The organism is Exiguobacterium sp. BMC-KP (assembly GCF_001275385.1).
GTDB lineage: Bacteria > Bacillota > Bacilli > Exiguobacteriales > Exiguobacteriaceae > Exiguobacterium_A.
On sequence record NZ_LGIW01000015.1, the window covers coordinates 1,299,853 to 1,323,960 of the forward strand.

At 48.8% G+C, this 24,108-nt stretch carries 22 protein-coding genes and 1 pseudogene; 3 read left to right on the forward strand and 20 right to left on the reverse strand.

The window, feature by feature from the left end; all coding sequences use genetic code 11:
• Positions 1-7 precede the first annotated feature (7 nt).
• The 7 genes and pseudogenes from rsmB to gmk form a co-directional block, all read right to left on the reverse strand.
• The gene (rsmB, locus tag ADM98_RS12640) at positions 8-1,339 is read right to left on the reverse strand and encodes a 16S rRNA (cytosine(967)-C(5))-methyltransferase RsmB (RefSeq protein ID WP_053453819.1); all 1,332 of its coding nucleotides are present in this window, start codon (positions 1,337-1,339) and stop codon (positions 8-10) included.
• A complete protein-coding gene (fmt, locus tag ADM98_RS12645; protein WP_326933887.1) occupies positions 1,336-2,256 on the reverse strand; it encodes a methionyl-tRNA formyltransferase in 921 nt (306 codons plus the stop codon). The genes rsmB and fmt overlap by 4 nt, the downstream gene beginning before the upstream one ends.
• Positions 2,257-2,280: 24 nt before the next feature.
• Positions 2,281-2,718, reverse strand: a pseudogene (def, locus tag ADM98_RS17695) (peptide deformylase); the annotation flags it as partial.
• A 9-nt stretch (positions 2,719-2,727) separates the two neighbouring features.
• Positions 2,728-5,052: a primosomal protein N' gene (gene priA / locus ADM98_RS12650; RefSeq protein WP_053453820.1), complete on the reverse strand. Its 2,325-nt coding sequence runs from the start codon at positions 5,050-5,052 to the stop codon at positions 2,728-2,730.
• On the reverse strand, positions 5,049-6,239 hold the full coding sequence (gene coaBC, locus ADM98_RS12655) for a bifunctional phosphopantothenoylcysteine decarboxylase/phosphopantothenate--cysteine ligase CoaBC (RefSeq protein WP_053453821.1): 1,191 nt from the start codon (positions 6,237-6,239) through the stop codon (positions 5,049-5,051). Before coaBC ends, priA begins: the two co-directional genes overlap by 4 nt.
• A gap of 56 nt (positions 6,240-6,295) precedes the next feature.
• Positions 6,296-6,499 carry a DNA-directed RNA polymerase subunit omega gene (gene rpoZ, locus ADM98_RS12660; protein WP_053453822.1) on the reverse strand — a complete coding sequence of 68 codons (204 nt, stop codon included), beginning with the start codon at positions 6,497-6,499 and terminating at the stop codon, positions 6,296-6,298.
• A 1-nt stretch (position 6,500) separates the two neighbouring features.
• Positions 6,501-7,118, reverse strand: coding sequence for a guanylate kinase (gmk, locus tag ADM98_RS12665; protein ID WP_197484513.1), 618 nt, complete (start codon positions 7,116-7,118; stop codon positions 6,501-6,503).
• 169 nt (positions 7,119-7,287) lie between these two features.
• Between gmk and ADM98_RS12670 the strand changes: the two genes are divergently transcribed.
• Positions 7,288-8,979 carry an Rqc2 family fibronectin-binding protein gene (locus ADM98_RS12670; protein WP_053453824.1) on the forward strand — a complete coding sequence of 564 codons (1,692 nt, stop codon included), beginning with the start codon at positions 7,288-7,290 and terminating at the stop codon, positions 8,977-8,979.
• 60 nt (positions 8,980-9,039) lie between these two features.
• Here ADM98_RS12670 and ADM98_RS12675 read toward each other — a convergent pair whose 3' ends face one another.
• The 4 genes from ADM98_RS12675 to ADM98_RS12690 form a co-directional block, all read right to left on the reverse strand.
• On the reverse strand, positions 9,040-9,951 hold the full coding sequence (locus ADM98_RS12675) for an FUSC family protein (RefSeq protein ID WP_053453825.1): 912 nt from the start codon (positions 9,949-9,951) through the stop codon (positions 9,040-9,042).
• Positions 9,948-10,850, reverse strand: coding sequence for a DUF4097 family beta strand repeat-containing protein (locus tag ADM98_RS12680; protein ID WP_053453826.1), 903 nt, complete (start codon positions 10,848-10,850; stop codon positions 9,948-9,950). The genes ADM98_RS12675 and ADM98_RS12680 overlap by 4 nt, the downstream gene beginning before the upstream one ends.
• Before the next feature lie 206 nt (positions 10,851-11,056).
• Positions 11,057-11,746 carry a metal-dependent hydrolase gene (locus ADM98_RS12685; protein ID WP_053453827.1) on the reverse strand — a complete coding sequence of 230 codons (690 nt, stop codon included), beginning with the start codon at positions 11,744-11,746 and terminating at the stop codon, positions 11,057-11,059.
• A gap of 19 nt (positions 11,747-11,765) precedes the next feature.
• Entirely contained in the window at positions 11,766-12,080 is a 315-nt protein-coding gene (locus ADM98_RS12690; protein ID WP_053453828.1) for a winged helix-turn-helix transcriptional regulator, read from the reverse strand.
• A 104-nt stretch (positions 12,081-12,184) separates the two neighbouring features.
• On the opposite strand from ADM98_RS12690, the gene ADM98_RS12695 reads away from it, so the two are divergent.
• Complete coding sequence (locus ADM98_RS12695) at positions 12,185-12,676, forward strand: lactoylglutathione lyase family protein (protein WP_053453829.1); 492 nt, start codon at positions 12,185-12,187, stop codon at positions 12,674-12,676.
• 1 nt (position 12,677) lies between these two features.
• The gene (locus ADM98_RS12700) at positions 12,678-13,649 is read left to right on the forward strand and encodes a zinc-binding dehydrogenase (protein WP_053453830.1); all 972 of its coding nucleotides are present in this window, start codon (positions 12,678-12,680) and stop codon (positions 13,647-13,649) included.
• Between the two features lie 92 nt (positions 13,650-13,741).
• Here ADM98_RS12700 and ADM98_RS12705 read toward each other — a convergent pair whose 3' ends face one another.
• From ADM98_RS12705 to ADM98_RS12745, 9 genes are all read right to left on the reverse strand, one after another.
• Entirely contained in the window at positions 13,742-14,551 is an 810-nt protein-coding gene (locus ADM98_RS12705) for a GNAT family N-acetyltransferase (protein ID WP_053453831.1), read from the reverse strand.
• Positions 14,552-14,632: 81 nt separating this feature from the next.
• On the reverse strand, positions 14,633-15,274 hold the full coding sequence (gene pyrE / locus ADM98_RS12710) for an orotate phosphoribosyltransferase (RefSeq protein ID WP_442855423.1): 642 nt from the start codon (positions 15,272-15,274) through the stop codon (positions 14,633-14,635).
• The gene (gene pyrF, locus ADM98_RS12715; protein ID WP_053453833.1) at positions 15,262-15,963 is read right to left on the reverse strand and encodes an orotidine-5'-phosphate decarboxylase; all 702 of its coding nucleotides are present in this window, start codon (positions 15,961-15,963) and stop codon (positions 15,262-15,264) included. The genes pyrE and pyrF overlap by 13 nt, the downstream gene beginning before the upstream one ends.
• Positions 15,938-16,870 (reverse strand): dihydroorotate dehydrogenase, encoded by a 933-nt coding sequence (locus tag ADM98_RS12720; RefSeq protein WP_053453834.1) that lies wholly within the window; start codon positions 16,868-16,870, stop codon positions 15,938-15,940. Before ADM98_RS12720 ends, pyrF begins: the two co-directional genes overlap by 26 nt.
• A complete protein-coding gene (locus ADM98_RS12725) occupies positions 16,867-17,598 on the reverse strand; it encodes an iron-sulfur cluster-binding protein (protein WP_053453835.1) in 732 nt (243 codons plus the stop codon). The genes ADM98_RS12720 and ADM98_RS12725 overlap by 4 nt, the downstream gene beginning before the upstream one ends.
• A complete protein-coding gene (carB, locus tag ADM98_RS12730) occupies positions 17,595-20,804 on the reverse strand; it encodes a carbamoyl-phosphate synthase large subunit (protein WP_053453836.1) in 3,210 nt (1,069 codons plus the stop codon). Before carB ends, ADM98_RS12725 begins: the two co-directional genes overlap by 4 nt.
• Positions 20,797-21,885 carry a carbamoyl phosphate synthase small subunit gene (locus ADM98_RS12735; RefSeq protein ID WP_053453837.1) on the reverse strand — a complete coding sequence of 363 codons (1,089 nt, stop codon included), beginning with the start codon at positions 21,883-21,885 and terminating at the stop codon, positions 20,797-20,799. The genes carB and ADM98_RS12735 overlap by 8 nt, the downstream gene beginning before the upstream one ends.
• Positions 21,878-23,149, reverse strand: coding sequence for a dihydroorotase (locus tag ADM98_RS12740; protein ID WP_053453838.1), 1,272 nt, complete (start codon positions 23,147-23,149; stop codon positions 21,878-21,880). The genes ADM98_RS12735 and ADM98_RS12740 overlap by 8 nt, the downstream gene beginning before the upstream one ends.
• On the reverse strand, positions 23,133-24,068 hold the full coding sequence (locus ADM98_RS12745) for an aspartate carbamoyltransferase catalytic subunit (RefSeq protein ID WP_053453839.1): 936 nt from the start codon (positions 24,066-24,068) through the stop codon (positions 23,133-23,135). Before ADM98_RS12745 ends, ADM98_RS12740 begins: the two co-directional genes overlap by 17 nt.
• Between the last annotated feature and the right edge of the window lie 40 nt (positions 24,069-24,108).

Below are 24,108 nucleotides of genomic sequence, written 5' to 3' on the forward strand. Positions count from 1 at the left end.
GTTCGTATCAATCTTCTCGTTTTTTAAAGGCCGCGATGTAGAAACCATCTGTTCCGACTGTCGTCGGTAACAGCTTGAGTTCTGCACGATCCCCAATTAAATGACGGACGGATTCTGGCATCCGTGTAGCAAAGGACGCATCGAAGTCAAATCCCTGACTGAGGATGAATGCCGTCTGTTCTTCATTTTCCACTGGATCTATCGTACACGTCGAATAGACGAATGTTCCACCCTTTTTGACGAGTGGTAAGACAGACGTCAAAATATCTCGTTGAATCTTCGGGAGTTGTTCAAGTTGTTCTGGACGCTTCGTCCATTTGATGTCCGGCTTTCTCCGAATGACACCAAGTCCTGAACAAGGCGCATCGACAAGAATCCGATCAAACGATTCTGCTTCGAAGCGTTCCCCTGCTTTGCGTGCATCTAACGCTTCTGCTTTGACAGTCGTCAGACCTAATCGCATCGCCTGCTGATCAATCAATTTAATTTTATGTGGATGAAGATCAAGTGCTTGTAATGTTCCTGTCGTCAAGCCTTCAGCAATATGCATTGCCTTCCCACCAGGTGCTGCACAACTATCGAGAACATAATCAGACGTTTTTGCTCCGAGCGCACGCGCGACGAGCATTGAACTCTCATCCTGCAAGGAAAGATATCCCCGTTCAATCAAATCGGTTTTTTGAACACTTCCACGTTCGATTTCGAGACCGTCTGGCGCAACAGCAGATGGTTTTGCCGTCACACCTTGGTCAAGCAGAAGCGCGATTGCTTCTTCCGGAGTCGTTTTCGTCCGATTGATGCGAACCGTGACCGGTGCAGGCGTATTATTCAACTGACAGATGCGTAGCGTTTCATCCGTACCGAACAGTTCGATCCAACGCTCGACGAGCCATTGCGGATGACTCGTTTCAATACTAATCCGTTTTGCAACCGGCTCAATCTCGTTGAAATCAGGCATACCTGCACGTAGTACGTTCCGAAGGACCCCATTGACAACTTTTGAGACATGGACTTTCCCACGTTTTTTGGCAATTTCAACAGCTTCATGAATGACGGCATGATCCGGGACACGGTCAAGATAAAACAACTGATAGACACTCATTCGTAACAACGGACGCATGAATGGATCGAGTTTTTTCTGTTTCGCTAAATATGGTTCTAAAATATAATCAAGCGTCAATTCACGACTGAGCGTCCCGTAGACGAGTTCCGTGAACAAGCCGACATCCGACGCCGAGATGGCACGTTTTTCAAGCATTTGGTGGACCGTAATTGTTGAGAAGGCGCCACCTTGTCCGATTTTCATTAGTGTCGTTACTGCTGCGTCGCGTACATTCATGCGTTCTCACCTACTTGTTGTCCGAGTTCAAGCGATTGACCGATCCCCCGCATGAACGTGGCACCATCCATTCGTTTTTTTCCTGACGGCTGTAAATCAATCAACTTCAACGCTGTCTCGGAACCCGTTGCGATGACTGGACCATCAGCTTCTAATGCGATGATTTCACCCGGTCGTCCCGTTCCTGCGACTTTCGTTGCGAAAAAGACTTTTAATCGGTCTGTTCCAAGCATCGTATACGTACTCGGGAATGGATTCATCCCACGAATTTGATCGTAGAGTGACTCACCCGGTAGCGTAAAATCAAGTCGTTCCCGCTCACGTGAAATGTTTGGTGCAAATGTTGCTTCTTCCTCGACTTGCGCTTCCGGTGTCAATTCACCTGCTAATAGATGTGGTAACGTTTCAAGTAAGAGGCGCGCTCCTGCGTCCGCTAACTTCTCAAACATCGAACCGGCTGTATCGTTCTCTTCGATTGGAACGATGATTTTTGACAACATATCACCTGCGTCTAGCCGATCAACCATATACATAATTGTCACGCCTGTCTCTTTTTCTCCATCAATGATCGCTTGGTGAATCGGTGCACCTCCACGATATTTCGGTAAGAGTGACGCGTGAACATTAATCGCCCCAAAACGTGGTGCTTCGAGAATAGCTGTCGGGACGATCTGACCGTAGGCTGCTGTGATGATGAGGTCTGGATTTAGATCAAGCACGTCCTGGTAATCATCACGAATACGCTTCGGTTGCAACACAGGAATGTCGTGTTCCATCGCGACGAGTTTTACAGGTGTCGGTTTGACTTCTCGTTTTCGTCCGACTGGTTTATCCGGTTGTGAGACGACGCCGACGACATCATATCCGGCATCGATGACTTCACGCAGCGTTCCTGCTGCAAACTCAGGCGTACCCATGAAGACGACGCGCGGTTTTTCTTGTTCGACGAGTTTATCCGTGAACAGGACACCATCTAAATGATCCATCTCGTGTTGAATCGCTCGTGCAAAAAAGCCATTCGCTTTAATTTTGATTGTTCGTCCGAGACGATCCTGTGACTTGACGACGATACGGTCAAACCGTTCGACTGGTCCAAAGATCCCCGGCATACTGAGACATCCTTCATCATCGATTTGCGAACCGTCCGCTTCGATAATTTCCGGATTGATCAGCTCAATTGGTCCCGTCTCATCATCGGTATGAACGACGGCTACACGAATCGGCTGGTTGATTTGCGGTGCGGCTAAACCAACCCCGTCATATTCGTACATCGTATCGAACATCCGGTCGATCATCTTACCGAGCTTCTTATCGAATTTCGTGACAGGTTCACACACCTGTCGTAATACATCACTTGGTACTTCTACTACTTTATACATACAGACACCTCACATGAATACAAATGGATTCAAGTCAATCGCGACTTGTGTTTTTGATTTTTGACGACGGGATAAGATATCACGGAGATGTGTCCGGACATCCTCCTGTCCTTTATGTTTAATTAAGACCTGTTGCCGATACATATTTTTCAGTCGAGCGAGTGGTGCATCAAACGGTCCATTGACGACTAAATCCTCAGATTCAAAGGCACGAAGCTCGGAAGCGATTTGCTGCGCTTCTGCTTGTGCTTCGAGCGGATGCGCTGCTGAGACTGTAATCAGACCAAGGAACCAAAACGGTGGATGCCCGCCGAGCTTGCGCAACTGCATCTCTCGCTTATAGAACGTTTCGAAATCATGCTGTTTGGCAGTTTGAATGACGTAATGTTCCGGATTATACGTCTGGATGATCGACTGTCCGGCGAGTTGACCTCGTCCGGCACGACCGGATACTTGAGTGATCAACTGGAACGTGCGCTCACTTGCCCGAAAATCTGGAATACCAAGCGTCGCATCGGCAGCAATCACCCCGACGAGTGTAACGTTCGGAAAGTCGAGACCTTTTGCGATCATCTGTGTTCCGAGCAGAATGTTTCCTTCTTTGCGTTCAAAGGCATCGAGTAACTTCTCATGCGCTCCTTTACGCGACGTCGTGTCCTGATCCATCCGGATGATTCGCGCTTCCGGAATCAAATGCGCCAACTCTTCCTCAATCTTTTGTGTACCGGTTCCGAACTGACGAATTTTCGTCGATTCACAGGACGGACAAGTCTTGGGCATCGCGGCTTCAAACCCACAATAGTGGCACTTCAACCGATCTTCATGCTGATGATACGTTAAATTGACGGCACAATGCGGACATTGCAACGTCTCCCCACAATCCCGACATAAGACGAACGTCGTGTACCCGCGACGGTTCAAAAGTAAGACTGTCTGTTCACCGCGTTCGATGCGTTCTTTGATCCCTTCGACTAATGCGAGGCTAAACGGCGTACGATTACCCCGCTCCAGTTCCTTACGCATATCAACGATGTCGACAGGCGGTAATTCCCCACCGAAGCGTTCCCGAAGCGGTAAATAGCGATAGACCCCTTTTTGTGCCCGTGCATACGTCTCAAGTAATGGCGTCGCACTACCGAGTACAACCGGACAGCGATGATAGGCCGCTCGCCACTTCGCAACATCTCGCGTGTGATAGCGTGGATTTTCTTCTTGTTTATAGGTTGTTTCATGTTCTTCATCGAGAATGATGATTCCGATGTTCGTTAGCGGTGCAAAGACGGCGGACCGTGCCCCGACGACGACATCGACTTCCCCTTGAGCAATTTTGCGCCATTCATCATATTTTTCTCCGAGCGATAATCCGCTATGCAAGACGGCAACACGTTCGCCAAAACGACGTTTGAACCGTTTGACCATCATTGGTGTCAGACTAATCTCAGGAACGAGCAAGATCGCTTGTCTACCGCGTTCAAGTTGGGCATGAATCGACTCAAGATACACTTCCGTTTTCCCGCTTCCTGTTACACCGTGTAACAAGAACGTTCCGGTCTCTGCTTCAGCGGTAATCGACGAGACAGCTTCCTGTTGTTTCTCTGTTAAAGAGGATGGAACAAAGATATCTTGGACGAGATGTTCATACGGATTCCGTCGCACATCGATCGTCTCGACTTGAATGATGTGCTTTTTCTCCAGTGCATTCAATGTCGCACTCGTTGCACCTGTTGCCTGCTTCACTTCACTCCACAGGGCGTTCGGGAATTCCTGGATATAGGTATAAAGCGCCGCTTGTTGGCTCGCTTGTTTCGTAAAGGTTGCCTGTTCCTCAAGAAGACGGATTCGTTTATCCGTTTTAGATGTCTTTTTTTCGCGAATGACCGGTTGAAGTGTCACTTCAGCTTGCTTCGCTGCCGTCAAAACGATTTGCTGCACTTCCGTTGGTAATTGACTCATTTTCTTACCGTGATAGATCCGCAGGGGACCTGATTCTACCATGACCAGTTTATCATAACTCACCTTTAAGGCAGCAGGCAGCATCGCGAGTAATGCCGTCGCTTGAAAACACAATGTCGTTTCTGATAGATAAGCGGATAACTCGAGCAATTCCTCCGTATAGGTTGGCGTTTCATCGAGAACACGCACGATTGATTTGACGTTTGTCAAATCAGACGTCGCTTTCGTTCCGACGACAATCCCAAGCAACGCACGTGGACCGAATGGCACCTCAACGCGCATCCCGGGAACGATCAACTCTTGCCAGAGTTCCGGAACAGCGTAATCAAACGGACGATCGACGGTTGCTGCTGCGACGTCGACGATGACTTCGGCAATCATGCCAACGCCTCTGCAAATTGACGCATGAGTGTTTTCGCAAGCGTCGATTTTAATTGCTGGTCATAACGCGTGACGGAATCGTTCTTTCCAAAGACGACGACTTCATTTTCATCACTGACGAATCCGATATCAGATCGTGACACATCATTCGCGACGATGAAATCGGCTTTCTTTCGGACGAGCTTTTGTTTCGCGAACATCTCGACATCGGTCGTCTCAGCCGCAAATCCGACTAATAGCTGATGTTGTTTCTGCTCACCAAGCGTCTTCAGAATATCGGTTGTCTCTTCAAGTTCAATTCGAAGTGGTCCGTGGATTTTCTTCTGCTTCTGATCGTATTGGACAGATGGTCGATAATCAGCAACGGCTGCGGACATGATGACGATATCTTGCGTCTCATAGTCACGTAACATAGCCTCGAGCATCTCTTCTCCCGACTCAACGGCAATCGTTGCGATACCAGTCGGTAACCCGATCCGAAGTGGACCATGGACGAGCGTGACATCAGCCCCTGCATCTCGTGCCGCTTCCGCTAGCGCAATACCTGTTTTCCCTGAAGAGTCATTCGTTAAGTAACGAACCGGATCGATCCGTTCTACTGTCGGTCCTGCACTGATCAAGACTTTTCGTCCGGCTAGATACTTCTCTTCAAAGAAGGTCGATAATGTGGCAACCAAATCTTCAGGCTCAGGCAGACGTCCTTTTCCGACCCAACCACATGCGAGATTGCCGACTCCCGGTGCAATCACCTGGACACCGTCCTGCTTCAATTGTTCAATGTTCCGGACTGTCGCAGGATGTTCAAGCATGTTAACATTCATCGCTGGTGCGACGATGACGGGACACGTCGCTGCAAGAATCGTCGTCGTAATGAAATCATCCGCGATTCCGTGTGCGAGTTTTGCAACTAAATTCGCTGTCGCTGGTGCGACGACGATCAAATCCGCTTCGTCCGCTAAATCGATATGAGCGATTTTTGAAGGATCGTGCTCGATGAAGACATTGTCGTAGACCGCTTTTCGTGTCAGTGCCTCGAATGTCGTCTTCCCGACGAACTGTTGGGCATTGCGCGTCATCGCGACTTGGACATGTGCGCCTGCTTGAACGAGTTTTGAAGCGAGTGCAGCTGACTTATAGGAAGCGATTCCACCGCCGACACACAGTAGGATGTTTCGGTTGGTTAACATGTAGGTATCCTCCTTATTGAAAAAAACAGCCACGATGACAAGTGGCTGCTTCAAAATTAGTCTTGCGGTTGGTTCGTGACGGATATTTCTTCGAAATAAAGCTCTTCTAAAGCTTTCCCGACCGGTTTATGCGATTTTGGGTTCGTGACTTTCACGCGTTTCCCGTCTTGGATTTGACGCGCACGCTTAGCGGCAACTGTAACGATCGTATATTTCGATGGTACTTTCTTTTGAAGCTTATCAACTGATGGATATAACATATCACTTAACCTCCATGGCTTTTTTATATAGGGACGCGACACGTTCCCGACTGCAATGTTCCGCTGTGACGATTGCTTGAATACGATCACAGGCTTTATGAATTTCGTCGTTCGTCACGACATAGTCATACGCATCCATCATCTCGATCTCTTCTTTAGCGACGAGAAGACGTTGCTTAATGACTTCCTCCGATTCCGTTCCACGCCCTACGAGGCGGTTCCGTAATTCCTGGAGGCTTGGAGGTGCAAGGAATAAGAAGACAGCTTCCGGAAAATGTTCTTTGACCTGCATGGCCCCTTGAACTTCGATTTCGAGAATGACGTCTTTTCCTTCATCTAGGATCTGGTTCACCCATTCAACTGGTGTTCCATAATAGTTCCCTACGAATTCAGCATATTCCAAGAGTTGATTGTTCGCAATCATCTCTTCGAATTCTTCACGCGATTTAAAGAAATAGTGGACACCATCTATTTCTCCTTCGCGCGGTTGGCGCGTCGTACAGGATACCGAGTAATGCAGATCGTTATCCTGATCTTCGCGCAAGGCACGACAGACCGTTCCCTTTCCGACACCACTTGGACCAGATAATACGAGTAATAAGCCACGCTCTTTGAAAATCACTTCAAAACCCCTCCATCTCACAAACTTCACATTGTTTCATATTAGCAGTAGAGACGGGAAGTTCGCAAGTCATCTTTTTTTAGCTCGACTGCTTTATCATACCATAACGATGCCATTTCTGTTACCTTTAGAAAGTGAGAACGAAATCAAGAAAGAAGGTAATCGTATGGCTTTTGACGGATTGATGACGACACGTGTCGTCGAAGAACTCCAACCGCTCGTCGGAGGACGGATCAATAAGGTATACCAACCTTATACATTGGATTTAGTATTCCAGATCCGGGCCGAGCGAAAAAACGTATTATTGCTCGCCTCTGCGAATGCCATGTATGCACGGATGCACATTACATCGGAAACAGTCAGCAACCCGAGTGAACCTCCGCTCTTTTGTATGATGCTCCGTAAGCATGTCGAAGGTGGGTTCATTGAATCAATCGAACAACTGGAACGTGACCGAATCATCGTCCTGCGTGTCCGCTCCCGAAACGAACTCGGTGATGAGGAAGCGAAAAAAATCTATGTCGAGTTGATGGGACGTCACTCAAACATCATTTTGACGGACGGGCAGGATAAGATTCTCGATGCAATCAAACACTTGCCCCTCAGTCAAAATACATTCCGAACCATCATGCCAGGCATGACCTATCAACTCCCACCGGCACAGGATAAAGTCGATCCACTCACGGGAGATATCGAAAAGACACTCCACCGGATTGACTGGAACGCCGGTAAACTAGATCGACAGCTACTTGGTCTCTTCAGTGGTCTGTCTCCACAAATTGCAAAGGAAGTCGTTACGCGGGCAGGTCTTGCGAACCGGATGAATCTCGCTACCGCTTTCCAGGACGTCCTAAAAGAACTAAACGGCCCTTATGTATTGCAACGGATGGAAGGCGGCAAGGAACGCTTTGCACCGGTCCGCTTAACGGAAGGATCGGTCATCGATGAGAAGACATTCGAGACGAGTGGTCAAGTCCTCGACGCATTCTTCCATCAAAAAGCAAATCGCGATCGTGTCAAACAACAAGCGGCTGATCTCGAACGGTTCATCAAGAGTGAGTACGATAAGAATATCTTAAAGCGATCAAAACTCGAAAAAGATTTAGAAGCGACGTTACGGATGGACGAATGGAAGCATAAAGGGGAACTACTGACGACCTACCTTTATCAGCTCGAACGCGGAATGAAAGAAGCGACCGTCGTTGATTATTATGATCCAGATGGTGCTGAAATCACGATCACGCTTGATCCTCGTTTTTCACCGAACGAGAACGCACAACGTTATTACAAACGGTATAACAAATTAAAAACCGCCAAAGTCGAAGTCGCGCGCCAGCTTGAGAAGAATCAGGCTGAGATTGCGTATTTCGAAGGTTTGCTTGCCCAACTCGATGTCGCATCACCAGAAGATATTCGGGAAATGCGTGAGGAGCTCGTCGAAGAAGGATATCTACGCGAACGTCAAAAGAAGAAAAAGAAACCCCAGCTCCCACAACTCGAAGAATATCGTTCTTCGACCGGTCTCTCGTTCTTCGTCGGAAAGAATAATAAACAAAATGATTACGCGACGTTCAAATTTGGACGCCGATCCGATACATGGCTACACACGAAGGATATCCCGGGATCCCATGTCATCATTCAAAGTGATACACCGGATGAGACGACATTGAAGGAAGCAGCAATCGTCGCGGCTTACTACTCGAAGGCACGGGAATCAAGCCAAGTTCCCGTTGACTTCACGGAACTACGCTATGTCAAAAAACCGAGTGGTGCGAAACCTGGATTCGTCATTTATACGGATCAAACGACGCTTTACGTCACGCCAGATCCAGATGTCGTCCAGTCTTTACGCCAATAATTTTACACAAAAACCGCTGTATTCCTACTAAAGAATAAGGAATACAGCGGTTTTTCGTCGTCATTTCATTTTTTCTAATTGTTCCCGGTAATCGAGCAGATGCCCATGGATGATGTCTTTCGCTTCACTTAATTCTTGATCAAATGAGAACATCGCTTGTTTTCGTTCATGTGAGAAAATGACATCATAATGATGGCTGAGTAAGAAATCGATTTCCTGACCGAGCGTTTTTTCCTGTTCTTCTGTCATCGGGATATCTCGGTGACTCGCAATACTTTCAAGTAAGACGAGCAATTTGTCTTCGAGATCGACGAGTTCCTTCAACCGAATGAACGCTTCACTTTGACCACTTGCCATCAACGGATACTTTTGATCTTCTTGGAGCATCAACATCATCTCTTCATGTTTGAGAATTTGTTTACGCACAGCAAGCAAGCGACCATCATCTTGCACAAGGCTTCGCCAATCTTCCATCAACTGTTGCGTCGTCTTCTTAACGAGTAACAGTAAGCGATCCTCATAATGCGGTGGGAAGACGATATAATTGACGACGACGGCAGATAATACACCGACGACGGTCAATAACGACCGTGATAAGGCGTAGTGCACATAATCGGCAGTCGGACTCTCGAACATCAATACGATCGCGAAAGCAGCGAACGTCGACATATCTGTTCGCCCAATCATCGAATTGAGCACGAGTGAGACGACGACAGCGAGTCCGATCGTTAATGGATTCGCACCAAGTGTTGCGACAATCGCAAGTCCACACATCAATCCGAGCACTGTTCCGAAAATTCGATTGAAGACGATTTTGAATGAACGATGGATTGTCGGTTGCATCGCAACGATTGCTGCTACGGCGCCCATACCTGAGTAAATACCGAACACATACCAGGAGATGCTAAGTGCAAGAGCAACTGCAATCCCCGTTTTGACCGTCCGTAATCCAATCCTAAATTTTAACTTCACTCGAGCGTCACCTGCCCGACTTCACTATTGACTGTCACTTCTGGCTTCTCTTGTTTTGACAGTTCATAAATCGTCTCGTCCTTATTCTTTTGTTTCGTATATCGGTCAGAGGCTTTAATGTCGCCTCCCGTATCGATCGTAATCGTACCAGCTGCTTTATCCGGTTTTAATTTTATTGCACCGTCAATCGTTGTAACATCAAGGCTCAACTTCGCCATATATTCTGCCAGCGAAACACTCTCGGCTGTCACTTGCGCATGGACGGCATCCATTTCCTTGACGGAAATCGCTTGTGTTGCATTCAGTGTAATCTCATCACCTTTTACCTTATCGAGACTCATCGATTCACCACTCATCTCAATCGTTTTCGCGTAAATGCCCATTCCTTTCAACGTTCCAGCATCGACATCAACACGGTTCATATAGCTTGGTAGTCCAACTTGAATCGTATAATCTGCCGTCTTTTCACTCGGACGATTGCCTAGTCGGGACAGCCAACCATCTCGCCCTGTCACCGTCACTGTATTCGTCGACGTACTGATTTTCAGTCGTTTTCCACTCGATGCACTATCAACGAGCTTGATTTGGACGTTTCCATCTGTGCTTCGTACGAATTGTACCGTCGCGTGCGGCGCCTCGATAGCGAGTGATTTGTAGCGATTCGTCGTCTTGAATGACTCGCCACGTGATAATGATTCTGTTGAGACGAGTAATGTGATCGTATAGATGATGATAAGTCCGAGAATGACACCACCGTACAAGTAAATTGGCCGTTTCACTGGTCCTCTTTCACCTATTCGGTTCAATCGGGCATCCATCTTTTGTTTTTGTTTATTTTTTAAGCGCGTAAACGATGATTGTTTTCGTTTACGCACACTTCTACTATTATGCTCTTCCATGTCAGTCCCTCCATCTCATGTCTACCATTATTCCGAATATCCGAATCGGCTGTCAACAGCCCCCTTCTTATCATAGAAGAAGTTCACCGTTTCGCCATCGGGCGGAAGAAGGAAGACTACCCCCAATGAACCACTGACATTTCCAAAAATAAGCCGACAAAAAGGAGAGGAACGATGACGTGTCCTCTCCTTTCATAAGATACGAATTACAGTTCGAGTGACTCACCGATTGCAAGCGGATGACCGGTTTGACCTTGAGCTTCAATCTTTTCGCAGAACGCTTTTGCATCTTGTTTAATCAAATCAAATGTATCGTAATGGATGGGGACAACAGCTTTTGCTTGCAACATATCTGCCGCAATCAATGCGTCATCCGGTCCCATCGTGAAGTTATCACCAATCGGTAAAAAGGCTAAGTCGATTTCGTGATGAGCGCCGTAAAGGGCTAAATCCCCGAACAGTGCTGTATCACCAGCATGATAGATTTCTTTGCCTTCAATCGTCAGCAAGAATCCAGCTGGCATTCCCATATAGGTAATGGTTTGTTTTTCTTCGTCAATGATGCTTGATGAGTGGAATGCCTGTGTCATCTTGACTTTACCAAACGGAAATTCAAATTGTCCGCCAAGATTCATCGGATGAACGTTAAGCCCTTTAAAGCTTAAATACGTCGCCAGTTCATGTGTTGCGATGATCGTCGCCCCCGTTGCTTTTGCGATACGCTCCGCATCAAGCATATGATCGGCATGCGCATGTGTTAATAAAATAAAGTCTGCCTTGACGTCATCTGGATTCGTCGTCGCTTTTTCATTGCCACTAAAGAATGGATCGATGACAAGATGGTGACCATTTGTTTCAATCGTTACTGTTGACTGTCCGTGATAAGTTAGCTTCATTTACTTCACTGCCTCTCGATTAGGATTCGGATAATTGATTCCCTTCCCCCCATGCGCATAAACCTTTCATGGCAGGTTGCAGTGTGAATGCCACGTCCGTCAACTTATATTCGACGTGCAGAACTGCCTCGTCGTATTCAATTCGTTCAATCATTCCGAGTCGTTCGAGTTCTTTTAACTGATCGGTCAAGACTTTACGAGAAATCCCAGGAATCGCACGTTGTAACTCTAAAAAACGTTTCGGACCGTTCTCTAACGTGCAATATAATTGTGGACGCCATTTTCCGCCGATGATGGCGAGCGCCCGATTGACCGGAAATTGTTCTGTCGACATATTGTTCTCTCCTCCACAGTAGTTACTTCAAAGTGCGTACTATGCAATCGAGTGTAGCGTAAGTTAGAGTATGCGTAAATCATTATGCAAAAGGAGTGTTACACATGACGTATCCACGTAATTTTTCGCACATCGGTCTTTCTGTACCAAATCTCGACGAAGCCGTCCATTTTTATCAAGAGGTGATGGGCTGGTATATCATCATGGAACCATCCGACGTATTAGAGGATGACTCCGCGATTGGAGTCATGTGCACAGACGTCTTTGGTGCAGGATGGAACAAGTTCCGGATTGCTCACATGGCGACAGGTGACCGGATTGGCATCGAACTGTTCGAATTCCCGAACAATGAGCAACCAGAAAACAACTTCGAATTCTGGAAAACAGGTATCTTCCATTATGCGATTCAAGATCCTGACGTCGAAGGACTCGTTGAAAAAATCGTTGCTCACGGTGGCAAACAACGGATGCCGATCCGTGAGTACTACCCGGGAGACAAACCATACCGAATGGTCTACTGTGAGGACCCATTCGGCAACCTCGTTGAAATTTACTCTCATTCATATGAACTGACGTATTCGGAAGGAGCGTATTAAGATGAAAGCATGGTTAAACCATTCAGGTACAGCAATTGATCAATGGACGTTCGAAGAAGTCGAGACACCAACGCCTGGAGAAGGGCAAGCTTTAATTCGTGTCAAGACGGTCGCGTTAAACCCCGTCGACTATAAAGCAACGAATAATCCAGCATGGACGTTTCCCCATATTCCAGGTGTTGATTTAGCTGGCGTCGTCGAACAAATCGGACCTGGCGCAGAAGTGAAAATTGGCGACCGTGTAGCGATTCATACCAATCTACAACGCAATGGTGCATTTGCTGAGTTCGCGCTCGTCGATACACGTGCCCTCGCTCTGATTCCGGAAGACGTCTCATTCGCTGAAGCCGCTGCGATTCTGTGCGCTGGGATGACTGCTTATGAAGCGATCGTTCAAAAGATGAACACGACAGGTAAAGAGACGATTCTCATTCATGCTGGTGCAGGTGGTGTCGGCGGCATCGGCATCCAACTCGCAAAACGGCTTGGTCTTTCCGTCGCGACGACTGCTTCGACGGAAAATCATGAATGGGTGAAGCAACTTGGTGCAGACCTCGCCATTGATTACAAAAAAGAAAACGTCACAGAGGTCATTCGAGACTGGACGAAAGGTCGTGGTGCGGACTTAATTTTCAATACGGTTGGTCGAGAGGAAGCTACAGCGGATCTTGGGCGTCTTGCATTCTCAGGTCAACTTGCCTTTATTGCTGGCGGTCCTGATCAATCCGTCATTAAGCCATTCACACTCTCCCCTTCGATTCACGAAGTGGCACTTGCTGCTGCTTACGCAAGCGAAGATGACCGAGCAATCCGTAACCTTGGGCTTATGGCAAGTGAATTACTGAAACTCGTCGCAGCAAAAGAACTCGATCCACTCGTCACGGAAGAGATTCCAGCAGCGGACATCGTAAAAGGATTACAACGTTTATCCGAACGTCACGTCCGTGGTAAAATCATCGCTAAATTTAACTAATATTTGCTGTGGCACAAAACAGCCGACTGTCCTTAGATAATAGGACGGTCGGCTGTTGTTTTACTTTATGATTGCTTAGACGTGCACTCTGGTTAACGATACCTCTCTTGTTTCTTAATATGTAAGGATCGTCCGACTAACTCGAAGCCAACGTGCTGATAAATTTTATTCGCTGTTTGATTTGCCCAATCGGTATATAGCGTCACGACTGGGTAAGATTGCAGCAAGTGTTCAGAGAGTTTAGCTACGAGATAAGAAGCATATCCATTTCCGCGTAGCTCCTTTGGAGTATAGACGTAAGAGATCGTAATACCGGTTTGTGTCGGACGCGTAGCTGCTGCCATTGCAACGAGCATTGATCCACTGAACAATCCGAACAAACTTCCTTGTTCGATGTGTCGCGTCATCGACTGATGGAGTTGCGTGAGTTGTCGATCGGACGGACGCGATTCGACTTCATTCAAAAAACCCGTCGCAAACTGGATTGCATGCCGTGATTCTTGTTTCGGGATCGCTTTAAAAATGACACCTTCAGGTATGCGCGGCATCACTACCTTCGTCAAGGCATACACTCCCTGCTCCATATGCACATCATAGATCGAATGCGGTAATAACAGCGGTTCTAAGATCGACTGTTCTCCAACGAACCCTGGACTATCCAAAATACGCGCTAGCTTTCGGATACCCTCTTTTGAAAACACATCACCTGCAACGATCGCTTGCTCCGGTATCGTTTGCAAAATGACGAGTCGTCGATTGCCTTCTTGTGCCGTTGCCATCAGGAGCGGCTCATCCCCCCGTTCCAATATACCTAGAATCAACTGATGCGTATCTGGACGTTCAAGTAGAAACGGAAGGACGACCATTTTGAATTGTTCATAATCACGATAATGTGTCACCATAGTCGACGACCTCCTTTATTTCTATAGTGTACCAAATCATATACTAGAAATCGTAGGTCGTCCGACGGAATCTATCGGTTTTTACACGTTTGCGGTAAAACGTTCGCTCCAAGCAACTGGGTCCTTCGACCAATCTGCCAATTGTTCCTGTTCTTCTACTGTAATATCACCTTGTTGTTGTGCCGTTTCGAGTAACGCTTCGAACGTCAGTAATGCATCCGCGTCAACCTTCGCGTCTCGGAGATTGTTCTTCAAGGGTTCCATCCCGTAAGAGAAGATCGCTTGGATCCGAATGACGTTCGCTCCCTTTGCTTGGAGTGCTTCTGCTGCCTCAATTGCAGACATCCCCGTTGATAATAAGTCTTCAATGACGACGACGCGTTGGCCTGGTTGAATGACACCTTCGATTTGGTTACCTTTCCCATGTTTCTTACTGCCACTACGCACGTATACCATCGGTAACCCTAATCGTTCCGCGACGAATGCCGCGTGAGGAATACCTGCTGTCGCTGTTCCGGCAACGACTTCGATTCCTAAACCCTTCACTTTCTCAGCTAGGGCATCGGCAATCAAGGAGCGGACTTCTGGGTACGAAAGGGTCAACCGATTATCGCAATAGATCGGCGAACGGAGCCCACTTGCCCACGTATACGGATTGTTTGGAGATAACGTGACAGCTTTGATACGGAGTAATGCATTTGCAATTGGATTTACCATGATAATTGACCCTTCCATTCTTCGAGTAACGTTTGATAGATCTGTTCGGGCTGTTTGGCACGTGTAATCGGGCGACCAATTACTAAATCCGTCGCTCCATTTCGACGCGCATCAAGAACGGTCGCGACTCGCTTTTGATCATCTGCTTCACTGCTAGAAGGACGAATACCTGGTGTGACAAAACGGAAGTCCGTTCGGCAACCTTTGATTAGTTCAGGAAGATCGAGCGCCGAACAGACAATACCATCTAGTCCTGCTGCATCTGCCAGTTGCGCATACTCACGAACGACTACTGGCATCGCTCCTTCAATCTTTAAGTCGCGTAACATCGCTTCATCCGTCGATGTCAACTGTGTCACGCCGATCAGCTGTGTCGCGGCGTTCGTTTCACGAAGTCCTTCTCGCGCAGCAATCATCATCTCTTTCCCACCGGCAACATGGACGTTCGTTAATTCGACGCCTAATTGTCCGATGATGCGCATCGTCCGGCGCGCCGTCTCTGGAATGTCATGGACTTTGACATCGAGGAATACCGCGTGCCCACGTTCGACGAGTTTGCGGACGAACGGTCTTCCCGCTGCATAAAACAATTCCATCCCAACTTTTACGGCTGGTCGTGTCTCTTCGAACCGTTCGAGGAACGAAAACACTTCTGCTTCGGTCGGAAAATCAAGCGCGATGTAAAGTTGATTCATATGCTTTCCCCCTGATGTCTAGAATATGATCGATGCCAAGTTCATCCATGCGACCCGGTAACTGCTGGATCAATTCTTGACAGATGTATGGATTGACGAAGTTTGCAGTACCGACGGCGACAGCGGAAGCCCCGGCGTAAATCATTTCTAAGACGTCATCGACTTCCATCACGCCCCCCATCCCGATGATTGGAATCGAGACGGCTTGAGCGACATCATGAATCATCCGAATCGCGACTGGTTTGATCGATGGACCAGATAATCCACCAATCCGGTTGGCAAGGATTGGCTGTCCCGTTCGGACATCGATTCGCATCCCAACGAGTGTGTTGATCATCGTCAGTCCGTCCGCACCTGCTGCTTCGACGGCACGCGCCATCTCGACGATTGAAGTGACATTCGGTGAAAGCTTAACGTAAACCGGTTTGCTCGAGACCTGTTTGACGCGACGCGTTAATTCAGCGGCAAGCAACGGATCCGTTCCGAACTGGATTCCACCTGATTTGACGTTCGGACAGGAGATATTTAATTCCAGTGCATGAATGCCAGAATGACGACTCATTTTTTCTGCAACAAGCTCATACTCTTCCGGTGTCGAACCGGCGACATTCGCGATGATTGCTGTATCAAACGTCTCGAGGAACGGTAGTTTTTTCGTTAAGATGCCATCAACACCCGGATTTTGGAGACCGATTGCATTCAACATCCCCATTCCACTCTCCGCGACACGCGGCGTCGGATTTCCGTAACGTTCTTCGCCCGTCGCTGCTTTGATCATGATTGCCCCAAGCTCTGATAAATCATATAACTTCGCGTATTCCTCACCGAATCCAAAACATCCAGATGCCGGCATGATCGGGTTTTTCAAGGAAAGTCCCGGCAACTCGACACGTAATCGTTCCGTCATAATACGACCTCCTCTGCCCGAAAGACTGGACCATCGGAACAAGTCTTGACGTACCCGCCTGTTGGTGTTTTACAGACACAGGCAAAACAAGCACCGATGCCGCATCCCATTCGATTTTCGATGGAGAGATACTTATGCTCAATCGGTTGTTGCTGGAGCGACCGCAACATCGGCTCTGGCCCGCAAGCGAGCAACACATCATAGCTTTCCGGACGTAAGGCAACCGTAACGAACCCTTTCGTTCCATGCGTCCCATCGACCGTCGTGACCGTCGTCTTACCGAGCGCTTGGAATTCCGCTTCGTAAAAGACGCTCGTTGCCGTATCAAATCCTAGAATCGCTTCACATGTCACACCACGCACGACGAGTTGACGCATCGTCTCATACAGCGGCGGCACCCCAATCCCTCCACCAACGAGAACGACCCGTTGATCTCGGTTGATGGCGTTGATCGGAAAACCGTTTCCGAGTGGTCCGAGGGCATCGATTTTGTCGTCGGGACGCAAGGAAGCTAGTTCTGCTGTCCCTTGTCCGATTTCTTTAAAGAGAAACGTAATCAGGTCATGATCGACCCGAGCAATCGAGATCGGTCGGCGTAAGAGTGGACCGACGCGTAGATGCATGAATCGCCCCGGCGCAATGTCTTGCGGTTGCTCGAGGCGACAAACGAGTTCCGTCGCGCCTTGAGCTACCGTTCGTCGAGAGACGACCGTCAAGAGTTGCTTCATTGGATCACCACTTTCTTTTCGTGTGTGAAGGCTTGAATCGCACTCGCTTCGAACGAGCGACTCTCGATGACGCGTAGAATCGCTTCCGCCGTATCGAGTGATGTTAGACAAACGACTTGATTCTCCGCTGCTGCCCGTCGAATGATGAAGCCGTCTTTTGTGACTTGTGAGTCGCGACTCATCGTATTGATGACATACTCGATCTCACCTTTTTCAATCACGTCGAGCATCGATTCGGAAGACGAGTCGATTTTACCGACCGTCTGAACCGGTAACCCTTGCTCCGTCAAGTACGCTGCCGTCCCTTCCGTTGCAAGCAACGTGAATCCAAGTGATGCAAAGCGTCGTGCAAGATCCGTCATTTCTGCTTTGTCTGGATCTGCGACCGTCAAGAGGACACGACCGTGTTCTGGAATTGCCATCCCGGAAGCAAGTAATCCTTTGTAGAGTGCTTTTTCGAGCGTACGGTCCGTTCCGATGACTTCTCCAGTCGATTTCATTTCTGGTCCGAGCGTTGGATCGACTTCTTTAAGCTTCGCAAACGAGAAGACCGGTACTTTGACTGAGACGAGTGGTTCTTCTGGTAAGACACCACTTGTTAACCCGTAAGAAGCGAGCGTTTCACCGAGAATGATGTCTGTTGCGAGACGCGCGACCGGAAGACCTGTAACTTTCGAGATAAACGGCACCGTTCGGCTGGCACGCGGGTTGACTTCAAGGACATAGAGAGCGCCGTCCGCGTAGACGAACTGGATGTTGAGCAATCCCTTGATACCGAAGGCTTTGGCGATCCGCGTCGTATAATCGACGATCCGGTCCTTGATGACTTGTGATACGCGTTGTGGTGGATAGACTCCGATCGAGTCACCCGAGTGAACCCCGGCCCGTTCGATATGCTCCATAATGCCGGGGATGACGACGTCCGTTCCATCGCAGATCGCATCGACTTCAAGCTCGATTCCTGTCAGATACCGATCGACGAGGACTGGTCGCTCCGGTGAGGCAATGACTGCATGTTTCATGTAATGTTCGAGTTCTTCTTGCGCATAGACGATTTCCATTGCTCGTCCACCAAGGACATATGATGGGCGAACGAGTACCGGGTACCCGAGTGACGCCGCTGCTGTGACTGCTTCTTCAACCGTCACCGCTGTTTTTCCTGGTGGTTGTGGAATGTCGAGTGCTGTTAATGCCGATTCGAACTGTTTTCGATCCTCTGCCCGGTCTAGATCTTCAAGCGACGTTCCAAGAATTTTCACACCTTCTGCCGCTAATGATTCGGCTAAGTTGATCGCCGTCTGTCCACCGAACTGGACGATGACACCGAGTGGACGTTCGTTTCGGATGACTTCGAGGACATCCTCCGTCGTCAATGGTTCAAAGTAGAGCCGATCGGAAATCGAGAAGTCGGTCGACACGGTTTCCGGATTGTTGTTGACGATGATCGCTTCATAGCCAGCTTGACGAATCGCTTGAATCGAATGGACTGTCGCATAGTCGAACTCGACTCCTTGACCAATCCGGATCGGACCCGATCCTAAGACGAGGATCGAAGAACGGTTCGTCGCGATTGCCTCATTTTCGCGTTCGTATGTTCCATAGTAGTACGGCGTATCAGAGGCGAACTCTGCCGCACACGTATCGACCATTTTGTAGACTGGATGAATCGTTTGCGCTTCACGCATCCGGCGAATCTCTGTTTCCGTTTGTCCTGTAATCCGAGCAAGCATTGGGTCACTGAATCCATACCGTTTCACATGAAGGAGCAGTTCAGGCGTCAAACCAGTAGCGACCGATTGCTCAAGTTGCCAAATGTGCTGGAGCTTTTCGAGGAATAAGCGATCAATTGCCGTCCAAGCATGAATCTGTTCGACGCTATAGCCGCGGACAAAACCAGCGTACAAGGCGAAGAGTCGATCATCCGTCGCCTGGCGAATCGCTTGTTGCAACGCATCATCTGCCATTTCGATGAAGCGTGGCATGTACAAATCCGCTGTACCGATTTCAAGCGAACGAACGGCTTTCAGTAATGCCTCTTCCATCGTCCGTCCCATTGCCATGACCTCACCGGTCGCCTTCATCTGAGTTCCGAGCGTCCGGTCTGCCGTTTCGAATTTATCGAATGGCCAGCGCGGAATTTTAGCGACGACATAATCGAGTGCCGGTTCAAACGAAGCAAAGCTCGTCTCGGTGATCGGGTTCTTTAATTCAGATAAGGCATACCCGACGGCAATCTTCGCAGCAAGCTTTGCGATCGGATAACCGGTCGCTTTTGAAGCAAGTGCTGACGAGCGGGAAACACGTGGATTGACTTCGATGACATAGTAGTCGAAACTCGTTGGATCTAGCGCGAACTGGATGTTACATCCACCTTCGATTCCAAGTGCGCGAATGATATCGAGCGAGACGTTACGTAGCAATTGATAATCACGGTCCGATAGTGTTTGCGTCGGAGCGAAGACGATTGAGTCTCCGGTATGAACACCGACCGGGTCGAAGTTTTCCATCGCACAGACGATGATGGCTTGGTTCGTTGCATCACGCATGACTTCGAATTCGACCTCTTTCATCCCGGCAATCGATTTTTCAAGTAGTACTTGTGTTGCTGGACTTGCCTTGAGTCCCCCTTCGACGATTCGCGTGAACTCTTCTGGTGTATTGGCGATTCCACCACCCGTTCCTCCGAGTGTATATGCCGGACGGATGATGATTGGTAGACCGATCTGTTGTCGGAATTGTTGTGCTTCTTCGAGCGTATGCACGATTTCACTATCCGGTACGCCATGTCCGCGTCTAAACATCAGTTGACGGAACAAATCACGATCTTCTGCCTCTTCGATGGCTGATAATTTCGTTCCGAGCAACTCGACATTGTATTCAGCAAGGATACCAAGACGATCTAGTTCAACAGCCAAGTTCAAACCCGTCTGACCGCCAAGTGTCGCAAGTAAGGCATCTGGTCGTTCCTTCCGGATGATTCGCGAGACGAACTCCGCTTGAAGAGGCTCGATGTAGACACGATCCGCAACTGTTGGATCCGTCATGATTGTTGCCGGATTCGAGTTGACGAGGATGACTTCATATCCTTCTTCCTTCAAGGCTTGACACGCTTGTGTTCCTGCGTAGTCGAATTCAGCTGCTTGTCCGATGACGATTGGACCGGACCCGATAACGAGAATCTTCTGGATATCTTGACGTTTAGGCATGAGAGACCTCCTGTTGTTTCGTGATTTCTTCTAAAAACTGTTGGAATAGACCGTTCGCATCCATTGGACCGGGTGATGCTTCCGGATGATACTGAACTGAGAAGACGGATGCTGACGTATGACGGATGCCTTCGACCGTTCCATCGTTGATTGCGAGATGCGTCACTTCAAGCACGGTATCGCGCAATGAGTGTTCGTCGACGGCATATCCATGGTTTTGCGACGTGATGTCGACACGACCTGTCCGGATATCTTGCACGGGATGATTCGCACCCCGGTGACCGAATGGCAGTTTGAACGTATCCGCGCCATGTGCTAGTGCGATCAACTGGTGCCCAAGACAAATTCCGAAGATGACGACTTTCCCTGTCAATTCTTGAATCAGCGGAATCGCTGTCGGGACATCCTTTGGATTCCCTGGTCCGTTCGACAGCATCACACCGTCTGGACGATAGCGTAAGACTTCCGTTGCGCTCACGTCGTATGGCACAACGACGACTTCACAGCCCCGTTTGACAAGTTCGCGGACGATTCCGAGCTTCGCTCCGAAGTCAACGAGGACGATTCGTGGTCCAGCTCCTGGGATGATATACGCTCGTTCCGTTGAAGCACGTTTGACTTGATCTGTCTCGATTGGTGCATCTTGCAGGTGGTTTAATTCCTCTTCTAGGTTGAACTCTCCGTCAACGAGTCGACCGCGCATGACGCCTTTAGAGCGAATATGTCGTGTTAATTGACGCGTATCGACTCCACTTAATCCTGGAATATCAAGATCTCGAAGAGCTTCATCGAGCGACATCTCACTGCGGAAGTTCGACGGTGTTTGACAATGTTCGCGAACAATCAATGCTTTAGCGAGTGGACGCGTCGTTTCATAGTCTTCTCGATTGATTCCGTAATTGCCGATCAACGGATTCGTCAGCACGATCATCTGATCACAGTAAGATGGATCCGATAGCATCTCTTGATAACCAGTCATTCCGGTTTGGAAGACGACCTCTCCTGTTGTTGTCGTGTCCGATCCAAACGCCGTTCCTTCAAACGTCATACCATCCTCTAACACCAGTGTCCGTTTACGCATGTGCTGTGTCCTCCTTGAATACGATTTCTCCCTTGACGAGCGTCATGACTGGGAATCCTTTTAACCGTTCTCCTGCGAACGGTGTGTTCTTACCTTTTGAACGGAATCGTTCCGGTGAAACCGTTCGCTCCGTCTCTAGATCAAGCAGGACTAAGTCTGCTTCCGCCCCCACTTCAAGTTTGCCGTAAGGTAGTTCAAAAATCGCTGCTGCCTTGTCCGTCAAATTCCGGATCAGTGTCTCAATTGTCATCTTGCCTTCAGCGACGAGCTTCGTATAAAGGAGCGGGAATGCTGTCTCGAATCCTGTGATGCCAAACGGTGCGCGTTCGATACCGAGTGCCTTTTCTTCTGCCGCATGGGGCGCGTGATCGGTCGCGATACAATCAATCGTTCCGTCTGCTAGTCCTTCGAGCAATGCTTGACGATCCGCTTCACTTCGCAGGGGAGGGTTCATTTTAAAGTTCGGATCCTGGTCTTTAATGTCCTCATCGATCAATACGAGATGGTGCGGTGTGACTTCTGCCGTCACACGGATGCCTGCTCGTTTGGCGTCACGAATGACACGAACGGATTCTTTCGTCGAGACATGACAGACGTGATAATGACAACCGGTCTCTTCGGCAATCAGGACATCCCGGGCGATATGGATGCTTTCTGCAAGTGATGGAATGCCTTGCAAACCTTCCCGTCGACTGTAACTTCCTTCATGGACACATCCCGCTTTCAACGAATCATCTTCGCAATGCGCAACGATTGTTTTTCCAAGGTGGGCTGCTTGTTGCATCGCCGTTCGCATGACAGCTGCCGTCTGGACCCCGACACCGTCATCCGTGAATGCCACAGCATCCGTTAATTGATCGAACGCGACGAGTTCTTGTCCGAGTTGATTTTTTGAAATCGCCGCGTAAGGCAAAACCCGGACAGATGCCGTCTCTTCAATCTTTTGGAACAAGGCATCAAGTGTTTGCCGATCGTCCGGTACGGGACGCGTATTCGGCATCGGGCAAATCGTCGTGAATCCTCCTGCTGCAGCCGCTGCCGTGCCGGTTGCTATCGTTTCCTTATGTTCGCCGCCTGGTTCCCGGAGGTGGACATGGATATCGACGAATCCTGGTGAGACGAATAATCCGGACGCATCGATGACCATTTCCCCAGCTTGCGGTGTTGCTGCTAAATCCGTAATTTTCCCGGCTTCGATTCGAATATCCCCCGTCCGAACTTGTCCCGCCTCGTACCATCTTGCATTCTCAATTCGTGTTGTCATCTTTATCGTCTCCTTTGATTGATTTCGTTGAAAAGCACCATTCGAGAATCGCCATGCGGGCAAAGACACCGTTTTTCATCTGTTCAAAGATTCGCGATCGCGGGTGTTCGACCAGTTCGTCAGCAATCTCGACTCCCCGATTGACCGGTGCCGGATGAAGCACGATCGCGGAATGCTTCAGGCGGTTCATCCGCTCATGTGTCAATCCATACGTCGCGTGATAGACTGCTGGATCAAATCGAGTCGTCCCGTCATGCCGTTCGTGCTGGACACGCAGTAACATCAAGATGTCGCACTGTTCGACGGCTTCATCCATCGGAAGATACGGTATCCCCATCGCAGGGTCGTACCACTCAACTGGTCCTGATCCATAGACGATGGCACCGAGTCGCTTTAAGATATCCGCATTCGACCGGGCGACGCGACTATGTTGTAAGTCCCCACAGATGACGACGACTTTTCCTTCGACCGTTCCGTACGTCTCGACGATCGTCATCAGATCGAGTAAGGACTGGGACGGGTGTTGACCGCTCCCGTCTCCCGCATTGATGATCGGAATATCGAGCGTTGCTAGTAGTTCTTCGTAATAACCGGTCGCCCCGTGACGAATGACCAACCCATCGGCGCCGATTGCCTCAAGCGTCTTGCACGTATCGCGTAACGTCTCCCCTTTTTGCACGGATGACGTCGCTGTTTCAAACGGCAGTAGATGCATATTCAAGCGATGCTCTGCCATTTCAAAGGAAGAGCGTGTCCGGGTCGAGTTTTCAAAGAACAGATTGACGAGTGTCTTATCGGAAAAATCTGGTGCTGGCTCGCCCCGTTTAAAAGCGAGACTGCGTTCAATCAACGAATTGATCTCTGTCGTGGATAAGCTTTCTAAATTGACGAAATGCCGGTTTTTTAGAATCGTCTTCATATCATTCACTCCTTTTCAGGTCATGAAAAAGGCGCACCTT